This is a genomic window from Hyphomonas neptunium ATCC 15444, from assembly GCF_000013025.1.
Lineage (GTDB): Bacteria > Pseudomonadota > Alphaproteobacteria > Caulobacterales > Hyphomonadaceae > Hyphomonas > Hyphomonas neptunia.
In genome coordinates, this window is the sequence record NC_008358.1 from 3,495,020 (window position 1) to 3,515,120 (window position 20,101).

General features: G+C 63.2%; 26 protein-coding genes. 18 read left to right on the forward strand and 8 right to left on the reverse strand.

From position 1 onward, the window contains the following. Positions 1 to 42: 42 nt before the first annotated feature. The gene (locus HNE_RS16535) at positions 43 to 762 is read left to right on the forward strand and encodes a M48 family metallopeptidase (RefSeq protein ID WP_011648313.1); all 720 of its coding nucleotides are present in this window, start codon (positions 43 to 45) and stop codon (positions 760 to 762) included. A 121-nt stretch (positions 763 to 883) separates the two neighbouring features. On the opposite strand, the gene HNE_RS16540 is transcribed toward HNE_RS16535, so the two are convergent. Beyond that, the gene (locus HNE_RS16540) at positions 884 to 1,414 is read right to left on the reverse strand and encodes a hypothetical protein (RefSeq protein ID WP_011648314.1); all 531 of its coding nucleotides are present in this window, start codon (positions 1,412 to 1,414) and stop codon (positions 884 to 886) included. A 64-nt stretch (positions 1,415 to 1,478) separates the two neighbouring features. Then, on the reverse strand, positions 1,479 to 2,354 hold the full coding sequence (locus HNE_RS16545; RefSeq protein ID WP_011648315.1) for a motility-associated protein: 876 nt from the start codon (positions 2,352 to 2,354) through the stop codon (positions 1,479 to 1,481). 138 nt (positions 2,355 to 2,492) lie between these two features. Here HNE_RS16545 and HNE_RS16550 point away from each other — a divergent pair, with 138 nt between their 5' ends. Then, positions 2,493 to 3,764 carry an MFS transporter gene (locus HNE_RS16550; protein ID WP_011648316.1) on the forward strand — a complete coding sequence of 424 codons (1,272 nt, stop codon included), beginning with the start codon at positions 2,493 to 2,495 and terminating at the stop codon, positions 3,762 to 3,764. A 20-nt stretch (positions 3,765 to 3,784) separates the two neighbouring features. On the opposite strand, the gene HNE_RS16555 is transcribed toward HNE_RS16550, so the two are convergent. Continuing rightward, positions 3,785 to 5,122 (reverse strand): lytic murein transglycosylase, encoded by a 1,338-nt coding sequence (locus HNE_RS16555; RefSeq protein WP_160162634.1) that lies wholly within the window; start codon positions 5,120 to 5,122, stop codon positions 3,785 to 3,787. A gap of 110 nt (positions 5,123 to 5,232) precedes the next feature. Here HNE_RS16555 and ykgO point away from each other — a divergent pair, with 110 nt between their 5' ends. The 8 genes from ykgO (at position 5,233) to HNE_RS16595 (ending at position 10,290) form a co-directional block, all read left to right on the forward strand. Next, positions 5,233 to 5,358 (forward strand): type B 50S ribosomal protein L36, encoded by a 126-nt coding sequence (gene ykgO / locus HNE_RS16560; RefSeq protein WP_011648318.1) that lies wholly within the window; start codon positions 5,233 to 5,235, stop codon positions 5,356 to 5,358. 31 nt (positions 5,359 to 5,389) lie between these two features. Further along, complete coding sequence (locus HNE_RS16565) at positions 5,390 to 5,998, forward strand: HAD family hydrolase (protein WP_011648319.1); 609 nt, start codon at positions 5,390 to 5,392, stop codon at positions 5,996 to 5,998. Between the two features lie 69 nt (positions 5,999 to 6,067). Beyond that, positions 6,068 to 6,604 (forward strand): tetratricopeptide repeat protein, encoded by a 537-nt coding sequence (locus HNE_RS16570; RefSeq protein ID WP_011648320.1) that lies wholly within the window; start codon positions 6,068 to 6,070, stop codon positions 6,602 to 6,604. A 5-nt stretch (positions 6,605 to 6,609) separates the two neighbouring features. Then, positions 6,610 to 7,557, forward strand: coding sequence for an alpha/beta fold hydrolase (locus HNE_RS16575; protein WP_011648321.1), 948 nt, complete (start codon positions 6,610 to 6,612; stop codon positions 7,555 to 7,557). Between the two features lie 39 nt (positions 7,558 to 7,596). Next, positions 7,597 to 7,860, forward strand: coding sequence for a DUF2312 domain-containing protein (locus HNE_RS16580; RefSeq protein WP_011648322.1), 264 nt, complete (start codon positions 7,597 to 7,599; stop codon positions 7,858 to 7,860). A 49-nt stretch (positions 7,861 to 7,909) separates the two neighbouring features. After that, positions 7,910 to 8,416: a hypothetical protein gene (locus tag HNE_RS18840; RefSeq protein WP_011648323.1), complete on the forward strand. Its 507-nt coding sequence runs from the start codon at positions 7,910 to 7,912 to the stop codon at positions 8,414 to 8,416. 26 nt (positions 8,417 to 8,442) lie between these two features. After that, the gene (locus HNE_RS16590; protein ID WP_011648324.1) at positions 8,443 to 9,327 is read left to right on the forward strand and encodes an SDR family NAD(P)-dependent oxidoreductase; all 885 of its coding nucleotides are present in this window, start codon (positions 8,443 to 8,445) and stop codon (positions 9,325 to 9,327) included. 75 nt (positions 9,328 to 9,402) lie between these two features. Further along, positions 9,403 to 10,290 carry an SDR family NAD(P)-dependent oxidoreductase gene (locus tag HNE_RS16595; protein WP_011648325.1) on the forward strand — a complete coding sequence of 296 codons (888 nt, stop codon included), beginning with the start codon at positions 9,403 to 9,405 and terminating at the stop codon, positions 10,288 to 10,290. On the opposite strand, the gene HNE_RS16600 is transcribed toward HNE_RS16595, so the two are convergent. Further along, on the reverse strand, positions 10,281 to 10,565 hold the full coding sequence (locus tag HNE_RS16600) for a hypothetical protein (protein WP_035591981.1): 285 nt from the start codon (positions 10,563 to 10,565) through the stop codon (positions 10,281 to 10,283). The two genes, HNE_RS16595 and HNE_RS16600, sit on opposite strands and share 10 nt — an antisense overlap. Between HNE_RS16600 and HNE_RS16605 the strand changes: the two genes are divergently transcribed. From HNE_RS16605 to HNE_RS16615, 3 genes are all read left to right on the forward strand, one after another. Beyond that, entirely contained in the window at positions 10,564 to 11,526 is a 963-nt protein-coding gene (locus HNE_RS16605; RefSeq protein WP_011648327.1) for a DMT family transporter, read from the forward strand. The genes HNE_RS16600 and HNE_RS16605 overlap by 2 nt on opposite strands. Positions 11,527 to 11,674: 148 nt before the next feature. Next, positions 11,675 to 12,697 (forward strand): SDR family oxidoreductase, encoded by a 1,023-nt coding sequence (locus tag HNE_RS16610; protein WP_011648328.1) that lies wholly within the window; start codon positions 11,675 to 11,677, stop codon positions 12,695 to 12,697. Positions 12,698 to 12,871: 174 nt separating this feature from the next. Then, complete coding sequence (locus HNE_RS16615; protein WP_011648329.1) at positions 12,872 to 13,336, forward strand: PEGA domain-containing protein; 465 nt, start codon at positions 12,872 to 12,874, stop codon at positions 13,334 to 13,336. Positions 13,337 to 13,572: 236 nt separating this feature from the next. Here the strand turns inward: HNE_RS16615 and HNE_RS16620 are convergent, their stop codons facing one another. From HNE_RS16620 to HNE_RS16630, 3 genes are all read right to left on the reverse strand, one after another. Next, on the reverse strand, positions 13,573 to 14,043 hold the full coding sequence (locus HNE_RS16620; RefSeq protein ID WP_011648330.1) for a DUF6644 family protein: 471 nt from the start codon (positions 14,041 to 14,043) through the stop codon (positions 13,573 to 13,575). A gap of 5 nt (positions 14,044 to 14,048) precedes the next feature. Beyond that, positions 14,049 to 14,432, reverse strand: a complete 384-nt coding sequence (locus HNE_RS16625; RefSeq protein ID WP_011648331.1) for a DUF6152 family protein — start codon at positions 14,430 to 14,432, stop codon at positions 14,049 to 14,051. Positions 14,433 to 14,541: 109 nt separating this feature from the next. Next, on the reverse strand, positions 14,542 to 15,015 hold the full coding sequence (locus HNE_RS16630) for a MarR family winged helix-turn-helix transcriptional regulator (protein ID WP_011648332.1): 474 nt from the start codon (positions 15,013 to 15,015) through the stop codon (positions 14,542 to 14,544). Between the two features lie 255 nt (positions 15,016 to 15,270). Here HNE_RS16630 and HNE_RS16635 point away from each other — a divergent pair, with 255 nt between their 5' ends. Continuing rightward, positions 15,271 to 16,101, forward strand: coding sequence for an alpha/beta fold hydrolase (locus tag HNE_RS16635; RefSeq protein ID WP_011648333.1), 831 nt, complete (start codon positions 15,271 to 15,273; stop codon positions 16,099 to 16,101). Between the two features lie 72 nt (positions 16,102 to 16,173). On the opposite strand, the gene HNE_RS16640 is transcribed toward HNE_RS16635, so the two are convergent. Then, entirely contained in the window at positions 16,174 to 16,383 is a 210-nt protein-coding gene (locus tag HNE_RS16640; RefSeq protein WP_011648334.1) for a DUF1674 domain-containing protein, read from the reverse strand. A gap of 103 nt (positions 16,384 to 16,486) precedes the next feature. Here HNE_RS16640 and htpX point away from each other — a divergent pair, with 103 nt between their 5' ends. From htpX to rpe, 4 genes are all read left to right on the forward strand, one after another. After that, positions 16,487 to 17,380, forward strand: coding sequence for a zinc metalloprotease HtpX (htpX, locus tag HNE_RS16645; protein WP_011648335.1), 894 nt, complete (start codon positions 16,487 to 16,489; stop codon positions 17,378 to 17,380). Between the two features lie 31 nt (positions 17,381 to 17,411). Continuing rightward, positions 17,412 to 18,683, forward strand: coding sequence for an RsmB/NOP family class I SAM-dependent RNA methyltransferase (locus tag HNE_RS16650; protein WP_011648336.1), 1,272 nt, complete (start codon positions 17,412 to 17,414; stop codon positions 18,681 to 18,683). 125 nt (positions 18,684 to 18,808) lie between these two features. Next, complete coding sequence (locus tag HNE_RS16655) at positions 18,809 to 19,291, forward strand: glycine zipper 2TM domain-containing protein (RefSeq protein WP_233351944.1); 483 nt, start codon at positions 18,809 to 18,811, stop codon at positions 19,289 to 19,291. A gap of 141 nt (positions 19,292 to 19,432) precedes the next feature. Then, positions 19,433 to 20,101 carry a ribulose-phosphate 3-epimerase gene (gene rpe, locus HNE_RS16660; protein ID WP_011648338.1) on the forward strand — a complete coding sequence of 223 codons (669 nt, stop codon included), beginning with the start codon at positions 19,433 to 19,435 and terminating at the stop codon, positions 20,099 to 20,101.

A 20,101-nucleotide genomic window follows, 5' to 3' on the forward strand; every position in this document is an offset into this window, starting at 1 on the left:
GGTGCGGAGTGGCCGCTCGTGTTTAGTGCGGATTCTTTACACATGCTCTACAACAATGGCCAGACCATGACATTGAAGGCCCCAGGCGGGCAGCGCGTAAAAGTGCGTCTCGAGGTCAATGCGAAGGCCAGACGGCTGATCATCCGGCTGGATGAGCGCCGGCGTGAGGCCGTGGCGATCGCGCCGAGCCAGCGCCAGATGGAAGCCGCCGTCGCCTTTGCTGCCGAGCGGGTTGACTGGATTTCCTCAAGACTTCAACACCTTCCGGAGATAGTGCGCTTCGAAGAAGGCGCGATTTTCAACTACCGCGGAGCGCCCTGTCAGATTACGGGTGAAGGCGAAGGCCGCCTCGCCAAATTGTCGGCAGGCGATCCCCAGGTGCTGTATGTTCCCGGAGACCCTGAAACCATCCATTTGAGGGTGGAGCGCTACCTGAAAAAACAGGCGCGGGCCGATCTCACGCGCGCCGTGAAGCGCCACACAGACACGCTTGGCGTTGAATATAAAGGAATTTCCGTAAAGGACACCCGGTCGCGCTGGGGATCCTGTACGTCAGACGGCCAGCTCTCTTTCTCCTGGCGCCTGATCATGGCCCCGCCAGCCGTGCTGGACTATGTGGCTGCCCATGAATGTGCCCATTTGAAAGAGATGAACCACTCCAACAAATTCTGGGCGCTCGTTGGCAAATGTTGCCCCGACTGGAAGCGTCAGCGGTCCTGGTTGAGGGTCCACGGCGTGGAACTTCAGGCAGCAGGCGAATAATCCGTGTCAAGACGGATCTGCTGAGAATATCCAAAATAAATTTTCTCGCCAAGAGAGAGAATACGTATTTTGAACTCAGCCGGCCGGCTGTTGGCTGGATCTCTTTATCCTGAGTCCATACTTAGACATCGAATGCGATTTTGGACTCAGGCTGGGAGAAATCGAAGCCGATAGCCCGCGCGCCATAGGAGCCTTCTCGATAGCGCTCGATGTTCTCCGTGAACCAGCCTTGGATGTGCTCGAAGATATGGGAATTGAACGGGCCTGAATCCTCCTCCCGGATAGGCAACTGGAACTCGTATTCCGCCCCCTGCTCGATAGAAACAACGAAGCTGTCGCCCGCCTTGCGGCAGTGCATCGCCAACCTCAGCCAGTCATGCGTTTTCGTCACACGCACTGCGAGGCCGAAGGAAACCGGCCCAAGCGGCCGGAAGCCGCGCGGCGGAATGGAAAATGCCTGATCTCCATAGGAACGTGGTTCAAACTGGCCTGTCGGCGGAACGAGATGCACGCAGATGCCGTCGCTGGCGCCGAGATAGTCACACAGGCCGGAGCGAACCTCTTCGGCGAGGCGCCGGATACGGTTGTAGTTCTCCTCCGCGAGATTTTGATAGATTTCGACCGTGGCGACGAGTTCATCGAAGCGGGACATGGGGCGGGCCTCGTTCTGCAATTGGGACAGCAGCCAGCCTAGCGGCTATGAATGCCTACGCCAATCACGCAGCTGGCCTGCGCACGGCCGCCAATGGCATGACCGCCGCGCCAGCGCCGCCAGCCTCCGGCTGCAATGTCAGCGGCAGGGTCGTGCGGGCCATCTCGATCGCCAGCGATGGCGCTGCCCCCTCTCCGAAGCTCCGGATCACCGAGCGGATCGTTTCCAGAAAGATCGCCTCTTCCTCGACGATCTGACCATAGCGCGCCGCAATCGGCCCCACGAGGCCGTAGGCCAGGAAAACGCCGAGGAACGTGCCCAGCAGCGCCGCCCCGATCATGGCGCCGAGGATCGCCGGCTCCTGATCAATCGCGCCCATCGTGCGGATAATGCCGAGCACGGCCGCGACGATGCCGAGCGCGGGCAGCGCGTCTGCCAGTGTCTGCAGCGCGCCGACCGCCTTGACCCGCTGGGCTGTATGGCCGTCGATGGCCTCCATCATCCGCTGATCCGCGCGCTGAGGATCAGACAGGTCCAGCGCCATCAGCCGGAACGCGTCGCAGATGAGAGTACGCGCCGGCGCGTCGGCCAGGATGCGCGGCGCCGCCTGGAACAGCGCCGATTCCTCGGGCACCTCGATGTCGGCTTCGATCGCGACAAAGCCCCGCCGCTTGACCGCGCGCATCAGGCCGCCCGTCAGCGTGAAAAGATCGCCATAATCGGCCTTCTTCCAGCGGGACCCCTGGAAGGCGCGGACAAATCCGGCGAGCGCTTCCCGCGCAACGGCAGGCGAATTACCCAGCATGACGGTGCCAATTGCCGCCCCGCCAATCAGCGCCAGCTCGAAGGGCAGCGCATGCATGGCGGCTGGCCCGCCGGTGAGGGCAAGACCGCCGCCGACGAGGATCAGAACGATGACAAGACCAGCAAGCTGAAGCACTGCGCGTCATTTCCCTTTCAAGACTGGAAGACCGCGAATACGCTTCATGACTCGGCGCGTCTTAAAGCCACGTTCACAAGGGGCACATTGAGGCGCACCGCACCTGACAAAATCCGCGGGGAGGCGGGAGAAATACGCATGGCTGGCACAAAAGACCCCTTGCCCGACCAGTCCCGCCCGGACCGCCGGGGCGCCTTCATCCTCCTCTTCTTCGCCCTGATGGCGATTGGCGCGGGCAACACGATGTTGCTGGCCGCCGTGCTTCCCCAGCTGACGCGGGAAATGGCGATGCCGGATTGGATGGCCGGCGCGGTCTTCTCGCTCTCCGCCCTCCTCTGGTCGCTGACCTCGCCTTTCTGGGGCGAGCGGTCTAACCGCTGGGGTCGGCGCAAGGTCGCCGCCATTGGCCTGGCCGGCTATGCCGCCTCGATGTTCTTCATCTGGCTGACGGGGCGCCTGGCGCTGTCGGGCATGATGACGAACATCATCGTTGTCTTTGTCTGCCTCGCGCTGGCCCGCTCCCTGTTCGGCCTCATCGGCTCGGCGGCCAACCCCGCCGCGCAGGCCTATGTGGCAGACCGCACCAGCAAGGCAGAGCGCCAGGGTGAGATTGCGTTTCTCTCCTCCGGTTTCAGTGTGGGCAGCGTCATCGGCCCGGCTTTTGCCGCAGCGCTCGTGGCGTGGGTCGGCATCCTCTCCCCTGCCCTGGTGACAGCGCTGCTGGCCGGAACGATGGCCGCGCTCGTCTGGTGGCGCCTGCCGGAAACGCGCGCGCCGGTTGCCGACGCGGTAAAACTGGAAGCGGAGATCAGCGCCAAAGGTCTCTGGCACTCAGACCGCGTGCTGCCCTTCCTGGTCTATGCTGTGGGCATGTCGCTGGTTACCGGCGTGCTGACCCAGGTGTTCGTCTTTGCAGTGATGGACAAGCTGGGCGTCTCGGGCCGCGAAGCGGCGCAGTATACGGGGCCCGCCTTTACTGTGGGCGCCGTCGCGGTGCTGCTCGCCCAACTCGTGATCATTCCGCGCCTGCACCTGCGTAACAAGACGCTGATGTGGGTGGGCTGCATTCCCCTTCTGATGGGGACGCTGATGATCGTGTTCGCAAATGATTTTGCGAGCCTCATCCTGTCGCAATTCCTGATCGGCCTCGGCCAGGGCCTTGCCCGGCCTGGCTTCTCCAGCGGGGCGTCTCTGGCGGTCTCACCCCAGCTACAGGGCAATGTGGCAGGTCTCGTCATCTCCGCCAACGGGATGGGCTATATCGTGACGCCGTTCTTCGGGCTGTTCTTCTACGAATATGTCAGCCGCGAGCTGCCGTTTTACCTGTGCGCCGGCATGCTGATCGCCATGTTCGTCTATGCCCGTTTCGGCATGAAGGACGGGCTGGGCGAAATCCGGGACGACGATTAGGCGCCGCCCCGGATACGCGCTCAATTGATCGACGGCCCGCCCGCCTTCACGGCCGCCAGCATTTCCTGCGTGGGATAGCCATCGGCCAAGAAACCGCGCGCCTTCTGGAAGTTCTGGAGCGCTGTCTTGGTCCGGCGGCCCGCAATGCCGTCCGGCGTACCCGCATCATAGCCAAGGGCATTGAGGCTGGTCTGCAGGTCGCGAATGTCAGCCACCGTCAGCGGCGGCAGATGCGTCGGCCAGGACGCGACCGGCCCGCCTTTCCCGGCGATCATGTCGCCCGACAGCCCCACCGCCAGCGCATAGGAATCGGCGCGGTTGTAGGTTTTGTAGACATTGAAGTTCTTGAACAGCAGGTATTTCGGTCCGCTTGCGCCCGCTGGCAGCCAGAGCTCTGCCACATCCGCCCCGCCCGTCTCGAAGGCGCCGCCCCGGATCGGGGAAAGACCGGCGGCCGTCCAGGCCGCCATGCGCCGCTCCGTGCCATCCGCCAGGCTGAAGTCAAACCCCTGCGGGGTGAGCACTTCGATGCCCCAGGGCTGGCCCATCACATAACCCGACCGGGCAAGATAATTGGCCGCTGACGCCAGCGCGTCGGCTTCACTTTTCCAGACATCCTTGCGGCCGTCCCCGTCGAAGTCGACAGCATGGGCCACATAGGTGGTCGGCATGAACTGCGTCTGGCCCATGGCCCCGGCCCAGCCAGCGATCAGATCGCCCCGGCGGGCATCGCCATCCTTGAGGATTTTCATCAGGGCGAACAGCTCGGATTCGCCCAGGCTGCGCCGCCGGCCCTCGACCGCCATGTTGGCCAGCGCGTTGGCCGCGTCATCCCGTCCGATGAAACCGCCGAAATTGGTCTCCATGCCCCAGATGGCGAGCAGCGCCTGCCTGTCGACGCCATATTCGGCTTCGATGCCCGCAAGCGTGGCGCTGGTGGTAGCCAGTTTCTGCTGGCCCTGCGTGATCCGCGTATTGCCCAGCGGTGTGGAGAGATAATCCCAGATCGGCTTGGCAAATTCGGCCTGATCGCTTGGCGCAGTCTGGGTCTGCACTTCCACTTCCTGCGATCCCAGCCACATTGTGATCGGGCTGATATTCTCCAGAAGTGATTTCACGATCGCCCGGTCGTTGCCGGCCGCCAGGGCGCGGGCCGAGAAATCATCCCGCCAGGCATCCATCGCGGCATGGCCGGAAGATTTGTAGACAATCGGGCCTGTTTCCGGCGCTGGAGAGGGTGTTCCGGTAACCGGCGGCTTCGGCGAAGGCGTCTGAGGCCCCGCCGCACACGATGCCAGCGCGCCGCAAACGACCGCAATCCCCATCCATTTTGAACGGGCCAAACCAGTAATAATCATGGCCTTTACCCTTTCAGCAGCCTTCTCGCCGCAGTTACCGTTCTTGACTCGGCTATCCGGATTCATTACGCGCTCCGCTTTCCCAATTCCTAAATGTCCAGGCCAGACCCATGAAAGTCCGCTCGTCTCTCAAATCGCTCAAGTCACGTCACCGCGACTGTAAGATCGTGCGCCGCAAAGGCCGGGTCTATGTGATCAACAAAACCGACCCGCGTTTCAAAGCGAAACAAGGCTGACCCTTAGATGAACAGGGATTGAGGCGGCAGAATGACGGCCCGCATCGCCCTGTTTGATTTAGGTGGCGTCCTCCTCGACTGGTCGCCGGCACGCCTTTACGCCCAGATCTTCAGCAACGCGGCTGAAGCAGACCGGTTCCTTGCCGAAGTGTGCACCATGGCGTGGCACACCGAGCATGACCGCGGCGTCAGCTTTGCGGATAATGCCGCGCCGCTGATCGCGAAATATCCCCAGTATGAACCACAGATCCGCGCCTGGCACAGCCGCTGGGGCGAGATGTTTGACGGCTACATCACCGGAACCGACCGCCTGGTGGAGATGCTGCACGGCCGCGAAGTGCCCCTCTACGGCCTCTCCAACATGCCCGCCGAGATATGGCCGCAGATGCTGGACATGTTCCCGGCCCTGCGCCGTTTCCGCGAAGTCGTGGTGTCCGGCCAGATCGGCATGATCAAACCAGACCCGGCCATTTTCCACTATACCCGCACCCGTATGGGCGATCCCGATCCGCGCGACGTCCTGTTCATCGACGATCTGCCGAAGAATATCGCGATGGCCGAGGCGCTGGGCTACCAGACGCATCTGTTCACCGATGCGGCCCGTCTAGAGGGCGAACTGATCCGGCAAGGGCTTCTCTGAGCGCGGTCTCTGGCAGTTCCCCTGAAGGCGGCCGTTGCCGAGAGCGCCGCGCGCGTCATATTAGAAGGCATGATCAAGCGGCTTCTTCCTGCCCTTCTCCTGTGTGCCCTGGCGCCGCTGGCGCAGGCATTTCCCTCTGACGAGATGTTCGAGAAGCTGAAATCAGCCGAAGGCGAAGTTGAAGCCGCCGATGTTGCCGACGACATCTGGGCAACCTGGCTCGAATCCGGCTCGCCGACCGCAGACCTTGTCATGAGCCGCGCCGTGGAAGCCCTCGCCCAGGGCGAAACCGAGCTTGCCCGCGACCTGCTCGACCGCGTGATCCTGATGCGTCCGGATTTTGCCGAAGCCTGGCACCGGCGCGCGGGCATCTTCCTGTCGGAAGAAAATTACCCCGAGGCGCTGCGAGACCTCAACCAGGCCCTTGAAGTGGAGCCCCGCCATTTCGGCGCCTGGCTCGGCCTGGGCTATATTCTCGAACAGCTGGGCGGCGAGGCAGAGGCCCTCGACAGCTACCGCGAAGCGCTCACCATTTATCCGCTGATGCCGCAGGCCAAGGCGGCTGAAGCGCGCCTGACGCTGAAGGCTGAAGGCCAGGAGCTTTGAAGCGCATGATCACCGTGTCCCTCGTGGCCCTTTCGGGCCTCGGCCTTGGCGCCTGCGTGTCCAGTATGGCCTACACGTCCAAGGTGGAAGCTGCCTATCCGGCAGAAGGCCGCCAGATCGATGTGGGCGGCCATGACGTCCACGTCCTGGAGCGCGGTCCCGGAACGGCCCCTGTCGTTCTGATGATCCACGGGGCCAGCGCCAATGCCCGCGAGTTTACCGGCACCCTTGCCCCGCGCCTTGAGACCGACATGCGCGTGCTGATGGCCGACCGGCCGGGCCATGGTTATTCGGAGCGGTTTGACGGGGCAGAGACCCTCGCCGCCCAAGCCCGCCAGATGGCCGGCCTGCTGGATCAGCTCGCGCCGGACCAGAAGGCGGTCATCGTTGGTCACTCGTTCGGCGGCGCTGTGGCCCTCCGCATCGCGCTCGACCGGCCAGATCTTGTCTCCGGCCTCGTATTGCTCGCGCCTGTTACCCATGACTGGGGTGAAGGCAGCGGCACGGCCTGGTACAATTCCATCGCCGCAAATCCTGTCTTCGGCCCGGTCTTCTCTCAGTTTGTCCCGATCATCGGCCCGTCTCAGATGAAAGACGGTATCTCCAGCGTCTTTGCCCCGGCCCCTACCCCGCAGGGCTATTATCAGAACTCCGGTCTCGGGCTTTTGTTGCGCCCGCCAAACTTCCGCGCCAACGCGCAGGATATGACCCGGCTGAAAGACGAACTGGCGCAGCAATCTGCCCGGTATGGCGACCTCTCAGTACCGATCACCGTATTTTCCGGCAGCAAGGACACGGTGCTTTCACCAAAACTTCACGCCGTCCGGCTCAAGAAGCAGGTGCCTGTTGAAATGGTCATTCTGCCAGACGAGGGGCACATGCCACATCATGGTGAAGGCAGCGCTGTTGCCGGGGCCATCCGGCGGCTGGCGTTTGGCCGCCAGACCCGCTAATAGCCTCCCCTTCGCCTTAAGCCCGGAAAGGACACCTCCATGGACGACAGCTTTGAGCTGACCAAGATCGACGAAACCACCCGGGAAAAACTCCGCCAGACCGTCGCCAAGATCGAGCGGCTGGAAGAGGAAAAAAAGGAGGTCGCCGAGCAGATCAAGGATGTCTACGCCGAGGCAAAAGCCATCGGCTTCGACACCAAGGCGCTGCGCCAGGTGGTCCGCCTCCGGAAGATCGAGCGCGCCGAGCGCGAGGAACAGGAAATGATCCTGGAAACCTATCTCATCGCTCTGGGCGAGGCCTGAAACTGCGGAGAATATTGCGCAGAAGGGCAAACTCGTCTGATGTGATGCCATGGCCAGAGAAGTGGACGAGCGCAAGAAGCGCGCCGCGCTGAGAAAGCTGCGGAGAGCCGCGCTGCTGGCCGAACAGGGCCTGGGCCCGCCCCTTTCAGACTGGGAACGCGAGTTCCTCGAAGAGGTCGAAGGGCGGATCGAGAAATTCGGCTCCGCCTTCGCCGACCCGATGAAGGGCAGCGACGGCGAAGCCCTCTCCAGCCTGCAACAGGCAAAGCTCCGCGAGATTGACAAGAAAGCCCGCGGGAAACCCACACGCGGATTTCAGAACCGCAAGCCGATGGGCATGAAGCGCAAGCCGCCCCTGCGCGATCAGGAACCTGATGACATGCCAGATCCGCCAGACGCCGAGGATGCGCCGCTCTCCCCGCCAGCGCGGTCAAAACCGGCCCTGGTGCCCGCCTCCAGCCTGTCGCCGCCAGAACCGGGCAAGATCACACGGCTGCGCCAGACAAAACCGAAATTGACCGTCATTGAGGGCGGCAGCAAAAAAACTGAAAACTGACAGGCGTTTCGCACGTATAGTGAGACATGACCGATCTGACCGCGCCTGCCCTCGCCCGTTCCCTGCTGGTTACCGGCGCCTCGACCGGCATCGGTGAGGCCGCCGCTCGCCACATGGCCGCGCGCGGCTGGACGGTATTTGCCGGGGTCCGCTCGGAGAAGGATGCCAGCGCGCTGCGCCAGGGCGCCGCCGGAGACCTCCGCCCGATCATTCTGGACGTCACCAAGCCTGAACAGGTGGAGGGCGCTGTGGCCACAATCAGCACCGCCCTGGGCAATCGCCGTCTCTCCGGCCTCCTAAACAATGCGGGTATCGCCAAGATGGGGCCGCTGGCGATCCAGCCGCTGGAAGATTTCGAAGCGCATTTCACCGTCAACGTGTTCGGTATGCTGCGCGTGACGCAAGCCTTCGTACCCCTGCTCGGCGGCGACCCGGCCCGTGAAGGCGCCCCCGGCCGCATCGTCACCATCACCTCGGTTGGCGGCAAGATCGCCGCGCCGTTCCTCGGCGCCTACACCGCCACTAAACATGCCAATGAAGCGATGACCGACACCCTGCGCCGGGAACTCGCCATCTATGGCATCGACGCCATCGCCATCGGCCCCGGATCGGTCCGCACGCCGATCTGGGACAAGGCGGAGAAGGACAATGAAGGCGGGCTCTATGCGGGAAGCGATTGGGCCGCTTCCCTCAACATCTTCGAAGAAACAATGCTGAAAGGCGGCAAGACCGGATTGCCGCCCCAGACTATTGCCGAAGTCGTCGAAGACGCGCTCAGCAATTCCAGCCCCAAGGCGCGTTATGCCCCGGTACCCGACAAGCTGACCAATTTCACCATCGCCAGCCGCCTGCCCAAACGCTGGCTCGACAAGGTGTTCATCAAGCGCTTCGGCCTGCAGAAGAAAGACTGACACTCCCGTCAACTTTCGCCCTTGACGCCCCTCGCGGAAAGGCGACCCATGTCGCCCGAAACGGGAGGAACAAACATGGCAGATCTCAAGGGCAAAGTGGCCGTCATCACCGGCGCGGCAAGCGGTATCGGGCTGGCCGGCGTTGAAGTGTTCATCGCAGCGGGCGCCAGGGTCATCGCCGGAGACATCCAGGATGAAAAAGGCAAGGCGCTCGAAACACGCTTTGGCCCGGAGAAGCTCCGCTTTGTGCATTGCGACGTGACCGATATGGACCAGCTGAAAGCCGTGATGGACGCCGCCCCCGCCGCCTTCGGATCGCTCGACATTGTCTGGAACAATGCCGGCCATGGCGGCACGAATACGTCCGTCGAGGAACTGGATCTCGACGGTTACGACCAGACGATGAACCTGCTTCTGAAACAGGTGTTCGCCGGTACGAAATTCGCCATCCCGCACATGAAGGACAAAGGCGGCGCGATCATCAACACCTCCTCGATCAGCGCGGTTTCGGCCGGCTATGCCCCGATCACCTATTCGGTGGCCAAGAAGGGCGTCGCCCACTTCTCCAAGCTCGCGGCCGCTGAGCTTTCCAAATACAAGATCCGCGTCAATGCGATCCTGCCCGGCTTCATCGCCACCTCGATCTTTGGCGCCTCGCTCGGCCTGCCGCGCGAAGTGGCCGACCAGATGGCCGAGATGCTGTATCAGGCCGGCGGCAAGATGCAGCCCATCGGGCGCGTCGGCAAAGGCACCGACATCGCCGAGATGGCCGCGTTCCTGGCCTCTGATGCGGGCGAGTTCATCACCGGCGGGGAATTCCTCGTCGATGGCGGCATGACCGTCGGCCCGCGCCATAGCTGGGACGCAACCGCCGCCAGCCCGGTTCTGGAATCCCTCGGCATCAGCCCGGAACAGGCCGAGCAGATGCGCCTCGCCCAACAGGCAGCTGCCGCTCAGTCCTGATCGGCAACCCGCAGCTGGGGCACGGCTTCCACCGCCTTGAGCAGGTCTTCCAGGGTCGCCGCTTCACGGAAGAGGCGGCCCTGATCATCGCCCAGGGCATAGCCGGTTTTCGTGCGCGTCAGCGGAAAGCGGCGCCAATGGGCCCGCGACCGATAGATCCAGACCGTGTCCGGGGGGTGGCCAACAGTGGCCCAACCGGTCCACATGTGACCGGCTGGCAGGCTTCGCCAAAGCTGGTCGATCTGGTCGATTTCTTCAGATGAAAAGCGTGGCATGAGCGGCAAGATACCTTCAGGATCAGACACTTCTGTAAGCGGGCCCGGACTTTCGGGCAATCTTCAGGGCGCGCTGTGGATGCTGGTGTCGGGCGCGGGCTACACAGTTCACATTGCCCTGGCCAAAGAGATCACCGCCGACGCGCACCCGATTTTCCTGGCGTTCTGGCGCAGTTTTCTGGCGTTTGCGATTGCCATGCCGTTCGTCTGGATCGGGGGCGTGAAGATCCACACTGCCCGGTTTGGCGCGCTGGTGACGCGCAGTCTGATCGGGTCGGCGGGGTTTGTGTTCGGGCTGATTGCCATCTGGCCGATCTTTGAGTTGCCGCTGGCGGAGTTCAATGCGCTGTCGTTTACGCGGCCGCTGTTTGTGACGTTGCTGGCCATTGTGCTGCTGCATGAGAAGGTGGGGCTGCAGCGCGGCGGGGCGGTGGTCATCGGCTTTGCGGGGGTGCTGATCATGACGCTGGTGCCCGCCCTTCTGGGCAGTGAGGGGGGCACGCATCTGAACCTTGGGGCCCTCTTTGCGTTGCTCTCATCGCTCTGCTTTGCGTTCACGATTGTGCTGGTGAAATCGCTGACCGGTGTGCACTCGCCGCTGGCCCTCTTGGTATGGGCTAACATGTTGTCTTCGATCATCATTTTGCCCTTTGCGCTGTTCTATTGGAGCAGCCCGGACCTGATGGGATGGGCGCTGATTTTCGCCATGGCTTTTGCCGGATTTGTCGCCCAGTTCTGCTTTATCAAGGGCATGTCGATTGGCGACGCCTCGTTCCTCTCGCCGCTCGATTATGTGCGCCTGCCGATGGGCGCGCTGGCCGACTGGATCATGATCCGGGCGCTTCCCGGACCGTTCGTGTGGGTGGGCGCGGGCATCATCATCGTCTCGACGCTCTACATCACCTGGCGGGAACACCGGCTGAACCGGAAGAAGCCCGTCCTGCCACCAAAGCCCGTTTGAGCCTGCCAAATCCCGGACAAACCGGGACACTTCCGGACAGTCTGGGACATCTCAGGACACTTTGAGACAAGGTGAGACGCCCTTCCCCAGATTCCCCTTGTGAACGAAAAACGTTTCGTTTATTGTTCCACAAAATCGGGAGGACGGTATGGCGAAGGTTCTTGTCACAGGCGCAACCGGCTTCATCGCCGGGCATGTCATCCACCAGCTGCTCGAAGCGGGCCATGAGGTGATCGGAACGGCCCGTTCCGCCTCAAAGGCCGGGCCGCTGAACCAGACCCTCAGCGCCTATGCCGGCCGGCCGGTCTCAATCGAAATCCGCGCCGCAGACCTCTCCGCCGATGCAGGCTGGACAGAGGCCGTGGCGGGGGTCGACGTCGTCCAGCATGTCGCCTCCCCCATTCCGCTGACCGTGCCGAAGAATGCCGATGAGCTGATCATTCCCGCCCGCGACGGCGCGCTACGTGTGCTGAGGGCGGCCAAGGCCGCGGGCGTCAGGCGCGTGGTGATGACCTCCTCGATGGCGGCCTGTGCCTATGGCTGGGGCGAGGCGCGCCCCAACCCGATCACCGAGGAACACTGGTCGCAGGACAATGGCGCGGCGGACATGACCCCCTACATCCGCTCCAAGCTGATCGCCGAGCGGGCGGCATGGGATTATGTCAGCGATGAAGGCAAGGGCCTGGCGCTGACCACCATCAACCCGGCCCTCGTGCTCGGCCCGGTGATGAGCGGGGACTTTTCCGCCTCGGTCGAAATCCTCACCCAGCTGATGTCGGGCAAGCTGCCGGGCACGCCGAAGGTGGGCTTCGTGGTGGTGGATGTGCGCGATGTGGCGGCTGCCCATGTGGCCGCGATGACGAACCCGGCGGCCGAAGGCGAACGCTTCCTGCTGGGCGACCGGTTCATCTGGTTCCGCGACGTGGCCGAAGTGCTGCGCCGCGAGTTTCCAGACTATGCCTCAAAAGTTCCGTCCAGGGACATTCCCGGCTGGATGGTCCACCTGATCGCCCTGATCAACCCACCCGCCAAACAGCTCATCCCCGAACTCAGCCGCGAACGGCATATCTCCAGCGAGAAGGCGCGGCGCGTTCTGGACTGGACCCCGCGCAGCAGCGAAGAAGCTGTGATCGCAGGCGCGCGGAGCCTGATTGGGTTTGGGGTGGTTTGAGGGGGGCGATTCCCGTGCTCTCAATCCTATAAGCGGCGGGTTTGTTTAGGTTTTAATCTAAAAAATCATCGCGTTCCCTGGCTAAAGTTTGCTTGCAAAGCCCTTTATGTTCGCGCTAATCCGTTGCGTCGGCAGATTGTCCTGATCCGGCTAATTTCTACTGGGGGAATACATATGTTGAAACTATTTATGCTGCTGCCAATGGCAGTGGCGATGAGCGCTTGCGCGACAGTTACCCGCGGCACATCAGAAGCTTTCGTGGTTGAGACAACCCCGTCGGGCGCCTCTGTTGCCACAAGTCTCGGGCTCAGCTGCAGCCCAACACCGTGCGTGCTTCCAAAGGTGAAACGGGAATCCGAATTCACCGTGACAATTTCCAAGGAAGGCTATGAAACAACCACGCACAATGTGACGCACCAGATGTCAGGCGGCGGCGGCGCGGGCATGGCCGGCAACGTCATTCTTGGCGGCGGCATTGGAGCCATTCTCGATGCCAACAATGGCTCGACGCAAGAACTGGTGCCAAACCCACTCAAGGTAACCCTTCAGCCTCTCAAATCTGCCGGCTCCGCAACGACGGACTCAAAGGCGGAGGTTGAAGCCTTTATCGAGAGCCAGGAGACCGCTCCGAGTAGCTGATCCAAGCAACCAAGTGCGATCCGAAACAGATTGGGCGCGAGGCTTGGCTTCGCGCCCTTTTTAATTCGCTGCACTCAGGAGGCGCTTTTGCATGAAGCACGCGCGGAGCTTGATTGGGTTCAGGGCCTGACGCACGTAATGTCAGGCCAGTTTTCGGTAGGGGGAAGAAGTTACCCCTTCCCTTCCGTGCCCGGATCAGTCGCCTGTCATGGGCGGGACCTCTTCAGGCCATCGGTTTAGAGGAAGGCGATCCAGCGCCCGGCGAGCAGGATTGACAGCCAGCAGGCCAGCGACGCGCCTGCCAGGAGACGAACGGGCAGGCTGACCGTTCCTTCCGAAAGCACACCGCGCCATCCCCGGCCGAGATGTTGAAGACCCACAAGGCCAAGCGCCAGCGCCAACAGCAGCATCTTCACCACAAAGGCCGTATTGCCGAGATATTCCGCCGGACGGACTGCCCAGAGCGCGGCGCCGGTCAGGATTGCGAGGGCTAGCCCCCAGGCGGCGCACTGCGACAGAAACGGCGCCAGCACCTGAAGCGGCCATTTGCGCCCAACGCTCAGAAGCCGCAGATCCAGCGGAATGATCGCCCCGACGAGAAGCCCGATGCCGAGGATATGCGCCGCGTTCACGGCCATATAGACATCGCTGCTCGAGCGAAGGGTTTCCGCGATCCAGGACGCCTCAATCCATCCGGGAAGGGCCATGGGCGCTAGTCGGCCGCGATCCGCTCGGGATACATATCATAGTTGGTGCCCTCGATGGTTATCCGCACGGCCTTCATATGGGCGCGGGAGGCATCGGTATTGCGGTTTCCGAGGACTGTGATCGCGTCACCGGTTTCGGCGGTGTCGCCGGTGAAGCCGGAGCGTTCGGTCTGATTGGGATTGCCGAGGTCCACCTGCCACAGCGTCCCGTCTGCATCGCGCACCTCAAGGCTTGGATGGGGCGGGCTCATCGAGATCTCCTCGATGGTTCCCTTCAGCTCAGTCTGCTCGCTTTCGGCCCAGGACCATCCATGATGGGCGAGGGCCTGTCCTCCTGCCGCGAGCGTGATGAGTGTAGCGCCAAGGGCCATTCGGGATAGCATCTTCATGCTGACCTCCTTCTGGGGTTCCGGGTGGAGAGGCGGGCATCCTGACCCCGATCCGGCCCGCGGGCAACCCGCCCTAACGCAGGCGTGATTGAGAACACAGGCCGGGGGTTCAGCCCTCCCCCTCCGCACCCGGATCAGTCAGCCTGTCATGCAACGCGCGGATGCTGGCGTTGAGTTGGCGCAGGTCGTCTACGGACATTCCAGCTTTTTCCACGAGGTTTGTGCCGACGCAGCCGGCCTGTAGCTGCATGGCGCGGCCCTGATCGGTGAGGCTGATGAGGACCTGGCGTTCGTCCTGCGGATTGCGCAGGCGGGTGAGGTGGCCGGCGGCCTCCAGGCGCTTGAGCAGCGGGGTCAGCGTGCTGGGCTCCAGCTCCAGCTGGCCGGAGAGCTCACTGACCGACTGATTGTCACGATCCCAGAGTAGATTGAGCACCAGATACTGAAGGTAGGTGATGCCCAGCTCGTCCAGCACCACCTTATGGACCCGCTGGATGGCGAGGTTGGTGGCGTAGATCGTGCGGCAGATATGCTCGCTCAGCGGTGGAGGCAGCGGGGGGGTGGCGGCGGTCAGCTTGGGCATGTGGTATTCCTTTAATGCGCGGGGGCAGAAGAGACCCTTATCGCGAAATTACCTATCGCGATAAAAATAATGCTTGACGGAGAAAACGCAATCTCCTAACTGTTGCTTATCGCGATAAGGATTATCGCAAAAAACAACTGGAGCCACACCATGATGAAGTCCCTGCTTTCTGCCGTTGCCCTGTCCACGCTGGCTGCCTGCCAGCTTCCCGCCACCAACCCCGCCCTCAAAACCTCTACTCAAGGAGAAATTCAGATGTCCACGATCCCCACAAAAGACGGCACCCAGATCTTCTACAAAGACTGGGGCCCCAAAGACGCCCAGCCCATCGTGTTCCACCATGGCTGGCCGCTGACCGCCGATGACTGGGACGCCCAGATGCTGTTCTTTCTCAATGAAGGCTACCGCGTCGTGGCGTTTGACCGCCGCGGCCAGGGCCGCTCGACCCAGACCGACATTGGCCATGACATGGACACGTTTGCCTCTGACACGGCCGACCTGGTTGCCGCGCTGGACCTGAAGAACGCCGTGCATATCGGCCACTCCACCGGCGGCGGCGTTGTTGCCCGCTATGTGGCCGGCGCTGAGCCGGGCCGGGTGTCCAAGGCGGTGCTGATCGGGGCGATTACGCCGATCCTCGGCCAGACGGAAAGCAACCCCACCGGCGTGCCGCTGGAAGTGTTTGAAGGCTTCAAGACCGCGCTCGCCCAGAACCGCGCGCAGTTCTATCTCGATGTGCCGTCGGGCCCGTTCTATGGCTTCAACCGGGAGGGCGCGACGGTCAGTGAAGGCCTCATCCAGAACTGGTGGCGCCAGGGCATGGCCGGCAGCGCCAAAGCCCAGCTCGACACGATCACGGCATTTGCGGAGACCGACTTCACCGAAGACCTGAAGGCGATCTCTCTGCCGGTCCTCGTGATGCACGGCGAAGACGACCAGATCGTGCCAATCGACGAGACCGCCCGCCGGGCCGTCAAGCTGCTGCCAAACGGCACGCTGATCAGCTATCCCGGCTTGCCGCACGGCCTGTTTGCCACGAACCCGGACTTGATCAACGCTGACCTTCTTGCCTTCATCGAAGGCTAGGCCCTCCCCGCCGGAAAGAGCCGGGCCGCCCCTCAAAGGCGGCCCGGCTTTCTGGTGTTTCCGGGCAAGGTGTCAGAAATCGTAAGCGATGCCTTTGCGTTCCCAGTCGCCATAGCGGGTGGGTTCAATGGATTTGGGACCGCCGAATTCGTCCTTTGGCAAGGCGGCGGCATCTGCGGCATCCTTTGCCTTGCGGGCTTCGGCCTCTTCCAGCGCGCGCCGGGCCGTTTCCGGCAGGGCGGCGCGGCGGGCGGTTTCTTCTTCTGACAGCACGTTGCTCATTTGAAATCTTTCCCAGTCATTCACCCCTTCCCATATAGGTAGGCGTCTGCGAAGTGCTGCAAAGCGCGCGGCAGCGTTCTTGTTGATGAGGAGCACCCCACCGATGGGCACGGCCAAGACCTTCACCCTTCTCGCCGCGATGACGGCAATCTTCATGGCAATCGGCTTTCTGGTCGGCGGCATGGCGGGCATGATCCTCGCTTTCGTGGTCGCGGCCGGCATGAACGTGTTTGCCTGGTGGAACTCCGACAAGATGGTGCTGCGCATGCAGGGGGCGCAGGAAGTGCTGCCCGATACGAAAAACCCGATGCTGCGCGCCTTTGGCGAAGATGTCGCGCGCCTGGCGGAGAATGCCGGCCTGCCCGCCCCGCGAATCTACATCATCGACACGCCCCAGCCCAACGCCTTCGCCACGGGCCGCAACCCTCAGAACGCCGCCGTGGCCGCGACGACTGGCCTGCTGAACATGCTCAACCGCGAGGAAGTCGCCGGCGTGATGGCGCATGAACTGGCCCACGTTCAGAACCGCGACACGTTGACGATGACGGTGACCGCAACGCTCGCCGGTGCCATCGGCATGCTGGCAAACTTTGCGCTGTTCTTCGGCCGGGATCGCGCGGGGCTGATCGGGTCCATCGCGATCATGATCTTTGCGCCGATGGCGGCTGCGCTGGTGCAGATGGCGATCAGCCGCTCGCGCGAATATGTGGCCGACAAGCGCGGGGCGGAGATTTGCGGCAACCCGCTCTGGCTCGCCTCGGCGCTGGAAAAGATCGAACGCGGCGCGCGCTCCCAGATCAACCCCTATGCCGAGCGCAGCCCGGCGATGGCGCATATGTATATCTCCAACCCCCTCAACGGGCGCGGGCAGGACAAGCTGTTCTCCACCCACCCTTCCACCGCCAACCGCGTGGAAGCCCTGCGCCGCATGGCGGGCGAGATGGGCATCTCGGGCGTGGCAGCCCCAACCGCGCGCTCCAGCGGGCCTTGGGGTTGACCCTTACAATTCTAATCCGGAGGTCCTCGGTTTGAGCGGCGCCCCTATCCGGTTGGCCGCGGGCCGCCTTCTGAACCTCGTGCTCGACAAGAAGCGCACGCTCGACGACGCGCTGGCGACGGACGATGCATATAACAATCTCGACGGTTCTGACCGCGCCTTTGCGCGCGCCATTGCCTCGTCTGCCCTGCGCCATCTGGGCTGGATCGACCGGGGCGTTTCGCCGTTCCTGTCGCGGCCGCTTTCGGCCACCGGCGCGGAGATCCGCGCACTGATCCGGGCGGGCGCGGCGCAGATCTGGTTCATGGATGTGCCCCATCATGCCGCCGTTTCCGAAACGGTGGAGGCCGCGCGGCTCTGGTCGCCGGCGCGCTCAGGCGGCGGGTTTCTGAATGCCGCGCTGCGCCGGGTGACCGAAAGCGAAAGTCCGGCTGCCACGATCAGCCCGCTCGCGCTCTGGCCCGACTGGCTGGCGAGCCGGCTGGGCTCTGCCTATGGCCGCGAGGCGGCTGAAGCCCTCGCCCTCTCTCAACTGGAAGAACCAAGCCTGCACCTCTCCCCCAAGGGCGACGGCGCCCGCGTGGCCGAGGCGACCGGGGGCACGCTGCTGCCCGATGGCGCCATCGACATCGTAAGTGGCGCGGTGGAGACCCTGCCGGGCTACGCCGCAGGCGACTGGTGGGTGCAGGACGCGGCCGCGCGCATTCCCGCTCAGCTTCTTTCCCCCCAAACGGGGGAGCGCATTCTCGACCTCTGCGCCGCGCCGGGGGGCAAGACGTTGCAGCTCGCCGCCGCGGGCGCTGACGTCACCGCGCTCGACCGGTCGCGCCCGCGCCTCGAGCGGCTGAAGGAAAACCTCGCCCGCACCGGCCTTCACGCCGAAGTGATCATCGCCGATGGCGAGGCGTGGGCCCCGCCCGCCCTCTTCCCGAAAATCCTGCTGGACGCGCCCTGCTCGGCCCTTGGCACCCTGCGGCGCCACCCCGAAAGCGCCTGGATCAAGACCGAAGACGATGTTGCGCGCTTTCCGGGCGTGCAGGCGCGCCTTCTGGCGGCCGCCGCAGGCATGCTGGCGCCCGGCGGAACGCTGGTTTACTGCGTGTGTACGCCGGTTCCAGCCGAAGGGGTGGACATTGTGGAGGCCGCGATCGGCAAGGGAATTCTGACCCGGTCGCCGGTAAAGGCCGAAGAAATTCCAGGCTTTGAAGCCGCGCTGACGCCGGCAGGCGATGTGCTGACATTGCCCGGAACGGGCGGAAAACACGACGCGTTCTATATTGCCCGGCTGATCAAACCGGCCTGACCTGTCCAAACGGTAATCGTTTTCTGAACGGAAAACCGCACGGCAGTTCATATGTCATTCAGCAGATCCTGCGGTATAAGACGCCCATCGCAGATATGCAGTGCGAAAGGAATAAACAGATGAACATGGCGATCACCCCTCGGGCGAAGCCCTTCAAAATGGCCGCAGGCGCGCTTGCGGCTCTGACCATGGCTCTTGCCGGTTGCGCCAGCTCCTATGGCGCTGGCACGGCCAGCCCTTCTTCGGTTGGCCAGGCCTCCACGGTTTACACCGGCTATGTCCAGTCGGTCCGCGAAGTGACCATCCGCAATGAGCGCTCGCTCATCGGCGCGGCCACAGGCGCCGTGCTCGGCGGCCTCGCAGGCTCCGAGCTTGGCGGCGGCGACAAGGCACAGACAGCCGGCGCAGTCGGCGGCGCAGTAATCGGCGGTATCGCCGGTAACGAAGCAGGCAAACGCCTCGGCACCAAGCGCGGCTACGCTTACACCGTCCGCTTCGACAATGGCGAAGTGCGCGAAATCACCCAGGGCGCAGACATCTACATCCCGCCTGGCGCAGCTGTGAACGCCATCGCCGGCGCCGATGGCTGGAAAATCGTTCCGCGCTAAACCCAGCGGAAAATTCCCATACCGGACAGCCGGCTGCCTCGCGCGGCCGGCTGTTTCCATTTCCGGCACAGGCCGCGACAAAACAGGATTTCTGAGCGAAAGGACGTTTCACAAAGCGTTATTTCGCTTTAGGGAGAGGGGATGAAACCCGTCCTGATTTCTCCTTCGATCCTTTCTGCAGACTTTGCCAAGCTGGGCGAGGAAATCCGCGCCATTGATGCAGCCGGCGCCGACATGATCCATGTGGACGTTATGGACGGCCATTTCGTGCCAAATCTTACCTTCGGTCCCCCCGTCATCGAGAAGCTGCGCCCGCACACGAAGAAGCTGTTCGACGTGCATCTGATGATCGCGCCGGTGGACCCGTTCATTCAGGACTTCGCCAAGGCGGGCGCCGACATCCTCACGGTCCATCCCGAGGCCGGGGCCCATTTGCACCGCACGATCCAGGCCATCCGCGCCGCCGGCATGCGCCCCGGCGTGGCACTGAACCCCGGCACACCCGCCAGCGTGATCGAACCGGTGATCGGGGATATTGATCTGGTGCTGGTGATGTCGGTGAACCCCGGCTTTGGCGGGCAGAGCTTCATCGAAAGCCAGCTTAGGAAAGTGGAGCAGCTTCGCCGCATGATTGATGCGTCGGGCCGGGACATCATCCTGGAAATTGACGGCGGCCTGAACGCCGAAACCGCGCCGCGTGCCATTGCCGCGGGTGTGACGGCGATTGTCGCCGGGTCTGCCGTCTTCAAGGGCGGGCCCGATGCCTATGCTGCCAACATCCGCGCCCTCCGGCCGCAAGTTAACGCCTGA